General features: G+C 41.6%; 3 protein-coding genes. All 3 read left to right on the top strand.

Going from position 1 to position 4464, the window contains the following annotated elements:
* Positions 1-883 (top strand): restriction endonuclease subunit S (locus tag CWC30_RS16135; RefSeq protein WP_171034739.1); only part of this gene is annotated, 883 nt, incomplete at its 5' end.
* Positions 884-885: 2 nt separating this feature from the next.
* A complete protein-coding gene (locus tag CWC30_RS16130) occupies positions 886-1920 on the top strand; it encodes a PDDEXK nuclease domain-containing protein (RefSeq protein ID WP_138627610.1) in 1035 nt (344 codons plus the stop codon).
* The coding region (locus CWC30_RS16125) for a type I restriction endonuclease subunit R (protein ID WP_138627609.1) at positions 1921-4464 on the top strand (2544 nt) is incomplete at its 3' end.

Here is a 4464-nt window from a genome sequence, read left to right as displayed (position 1 = left end):
GTTCTCTAGTTTATTTTTAGCTATGCCACCTAAGGTTGAACAACAAAAAATAGCCAGCTTCCTCGATCACGAAACCGCTAAAATCGACACCTTAATCACCAAGCAAGAAAAGCTGATTGAGCTGTTAAAAGAAAAGCGCCAAGCGGTGATTTCTCACGCAGTGACTAAAGGGCTAAACCCAGATGCGCCAATGCGCGATTCAGGCGAAGAATGGTTAGGTGAAGTGCCAGAGCATTGGGAAGTATGTCGAGTAAAAAACTTAGCTAATTTAATATCAAAAGGTACTACTCCAAGCACAATTGGAGGCGACTTTATTGATGAAGGCATAAGATTTTTGAAAGGTGAGAACATTGGCAAATCACTTTTAGTCAATTCATCTCCAATCTTTTACATTTCTGAAGAGGTAGATGCTCAACTAAGAAGAAGTAGATTGCAAGAAAATGATGTATTGGTAATCATTGCGGGAGCGACTACAGGCAAAGCATCAATTTTAACCAGAGAACTATTACCAGCAAATACGAATCAAGCGGTAAGTTTCATTCGTCCGAAAAAAGAAATCTATTCAAAGCTAATTGCCCTTTGGCTTTCAACTGAATATGCTCAACGTATTATTTGGATGGGAGCAGTCCAAGCTGCACAGCCAAATCTTTCAATGGAAGATTTAGGTAACTTATCAATAGTATTGCCCAATGAAAGCGAGATTACTCCTTTACTCAACGAAATTGATAGAAAACTCGAGCAATTTGATGCTTTAACTGAGAGAGCAAACTCAGCGATTGAGCTGATGAAAGAACGTAAAACCGCCCTTATCTCAGCGGCAGTGACAGGCAAGATTGACGTGCGTGACTTTGTTTCAGAACAGGGGCAACCACAAGGAGTTTAAGGATGAGTAACTTAACAAGCCTAGCTCCCTTAAGCCAAGAGCTGAGCGTACTGATCCACAGTGCCAAGCAGCGCGCTGCGGTCGCAGTGAACAGTGAAATTACTTTGTTGTATTGGCAAGTGGGTAATCGCATTAATCAAGCTGTGCTGGGCGGTGAGCGTGCCGATTACGGCAAACGAGTAATTGCCACGCTTTCTAATGAGCTAACGGTGCAATTTGGTAAAGGCTGGAGCAAACGCAACCTTGCGCAAATGGTTAAGTTTGCAGAGGTTTTTTGGGATATAGAGATTGTGCACGCACTGCGTACACAATTGAGCTGGACCCATATTCGCCAGTTAATTGCTATTGATGAACCCATAAAGCGAGACTTTTACACCACAATGGCCATTCAGGAACGCTGGTCAACCCGCACCTTGGATGAGCGTATTGGTGCCTTGCTGTTTGAGCGCACCGCTATTTCTAAAAAGCCAGACGATACCATTGTGGCTGAACTCTCTGAGCTGCGAAATTCCGGCCAATATAATCAAGAACTGCTGCTTAAAGATCCCTATATTCTCGATTTTTTAGAGCTAAATGACCGCTACTTAGAGAAAGATTTAGAAGATGCCATTCTAAGAGACATTGAGCAGTTTTTATTAGAGCTGGGGGCCGGTTTTAGTTTTGTGGCGCGTCAAAAGCGTATCCAAATTGACAACGATGATTTTTATATCGACTTGCTATTTTACAACCGTAAGTTAAAGCGTTTGGTGGCAATCGATTTAAAGCTTGAAAAATTTAAACACAGCCACAAAAGCCAGATGGAGCTTTATCTTAACTGGCTAAAAAAATATGAAACCGAAGAGGGTGAAAACACACCACTTGGGATCATTTTGTGCTCCAGTAAAAAACAAGAACAAATTGAGTTACTTGAAATGGAAGGCAGCGATATCCATGTTGCAGAATACCTAACGCATTTGATGGATGTTGAACTGCTCGAAAAAAAATTACAGCACTCTATTGCCAAGGCAAAGCAACGATTAAATCAAAAGGATGAGTAAATGAGCCAAGCAAAAACAGTAAGAGAGTTGCAATTTCAAAATGACATCCTCGACCAAATGCTTGCACAGGGCTGGTTATTGGGTGAGTCGAATAAATATAATAAAGAATTAGCCCTTTACCCAGAGGATGTAATTGCTTTTGTAAAAGGCGCTCAGCCTGAGCAATGGGATAAGCTGCAAAAACATTACCCAGAGACTGACCGTAGCCCTAATGCAACCGCTGATGCTTTACTTAAAAGCCTAGAACGTAACTTAAAAAACAAAGGTACGCTTTGGGTGTTACGTAATGCGATTAAAGACCGCGGCGCTAAATTTAGTTTATGTAGCTTTAAGCCTGATCACGATTTAAACCCTGATGCGAGTAAACGCTATAACAAAAATATTTTACGCGTGGTACCTGAGCTAAAATACTCACCGAATGGTTATGATGGCCGATTAGATTTAACTTTATTTGTAAATGGGTTACCGGTTGCAACTTGCGAGTTAAAGTCTGAATTTAAGCAGTCGCTCAATAATGCCAAAGTGCAGTACATGAAAGACCGCCAGCCAAAAGACCCAATCACTAAAAAGGCTGAGCCATTATTAACCTTTAAACGCGGTGCGTTAGTCCACTTTGCAGTAAGCCAATATAACGTGGCAATGACTACCCGTTTAGCGGGGAATAAAACCTTCTTTTTACCGTTTGACCAAGGTACAGCCGAAGGCGCTGCGGGAAATGATATTCCGGCTGATGGCAGCTATGCGACCTCGTACCTTTGGAACGAGATATTTCAAAAAGATAACTTGTTACTTATTTTAAGCCGCTATATTCACTTAGAAGTAAAAGACGAAGAACAACTTGATGGCTCAATAAAAGTAAAAGAAACCATGATATTCCCGCGTTATCATCAATGGGCTGTGGTTTCTAAGCTTATAAATACAGTTGATTTTGAGGGGACGGGTAAAAAGTACCTTATTCAACACAGTGCGGGCTCGGGTAAGTCGAACTCAATTGCGTGGCTATCGCACCAGCTGGCCTCTAAACATTACTTAACTGAGCACCCAGAATTACAAAAACAAGCTGGCGACAAAGTATTTGATTCAGTAATAGTGATTACCGACAGAACCGTTTTAGATAGCCAACTACAAGATACTATTTATCAGTTTGATCATAACGAAGGGATGATAGCGCGCGTTAACCGCGAAGAGGCACAAGGCAGTAAATCGAGCCAGTTAGCCGGTGAGCTAAAAGCCAGTACCTCAATTATTATTGTAACCATTCAAACCTTTCCCCATGTTTTAGAGGCAATACGAAAAGATTCTACCCTAGCTGGGCGAAGTTTTGCGGTAATAGCCGATGAAGCGCACTCTAGCCAAACGGGAACAACCGCACGTAAGTTACGTGAAGTACTTATGGCGGAACAACTTGAAGGCGATGACGAGCTAGACAGCGAAGAGTTGCTGCGTTTATCGCTAGAGGCCCGTAAAGGCTCTAATAATATTAGTTATTTTGCCTTTACAGCAACACCAAAAGCGAAAACCTTAGAGCTATTTGGCCGCCCTGAAGATTTAGACGCACCGCTAAGCGATACTAACAAGCCATTACCTTTTCATGTGTATTCAATGCGCCAAGCCATTGAAGAAGGCTTTATTTTAGATGTGCTGCAAAACTACACCAGTTATCGCGTGGCGTATCAATTAGCTCATGATAACCCGCAGTCTGATCAAGAAGTAGATAGCAAAAAAGCAGCGTCTAAAATGGCTAAATGGGTAAGGCTACACCCCTATAATATTGCACAAAAAGTTGAAACGATTGTTGAGCACTTTAACGCCAAAATTAAACATTTGTTAGGCGGAGAAGCCAAAGCAATGGTGGTGACGAGTAGCCGTTTAGAAGCTGTACGTTACAAGCTTGCCTTTGAAAAGTATGTAATGGATAAAGGCTATGAAAACGTCAATGCAATGGTGGCGTTTTCTGGTGAAGTGAACGACCCAGATATTCCTGATCATGCCTTTACTGAAAAAGCGATGAACCCTAATTTGCGTAATCGCGATATGCGCAAAGCCTTTGACAGTAACGACTACCAAGTAATGTTAGTAGCGAATAAGTTTCAAACAGGGTTTGACCAACCTAAATTAGTGGCTATGTATGTTGATAAGCCATTAAAGGGTGTTGAATGTATTCAAACGCTCTCTAGGCTAAACCGTACTTGCAAAGGTAAAGATAAAACCTTTGTGCTGGATTTTGTAAACGACCCTGAAGAAATTTTAGAAGAGTTTAAAGTTTACTTTCAAACTGCTGAGCTTTCAGACGTATCTGACCCTAATATTGTTTACGACATAATGGAGAAGCTAGCTGAGGTGGGTATTTACCAATGGTTTGAAGTAGAAACCTTTGTAACCGCTTATAACAGTAAACATGCCAAGCAAGACAAGCTCACTAATATTATGAAAGCGCCTGTAGAGCGATTTAAGTTGCGCTACAAAGAAGCCACCACGGTACTGCAATCTGCCCAAAAGGAGCTGGCTAAAGCAAAAGATGAGAACAACGACAAAGCGATTAAG

The organism is Pseudoalteromonas sp. S4741 (genome assembly GCF_005886135.1).
GTDB lineage: Bacteria > Pseudomonadota > Gammaproteobacteria > Enterobacterales > Alteromonadaceae > Pseudoalteromonas > Pseudoalteromonas tetraodonis.
The sequence above is the reverse complement of the archived record's forward strand: the minus strand, read 5'-3'. Positions and strand labels throughout refer to the sequence as shown.

Coding starts and splice junctions, on each gene's coding strand:
- CWC30_RS16130 (WP_138627610.1), top strand. CDS start 886: ATGAGTAACTTAACAAGCCTAGCTCCCTTAAGCCAAGAGCTGAGCGTA.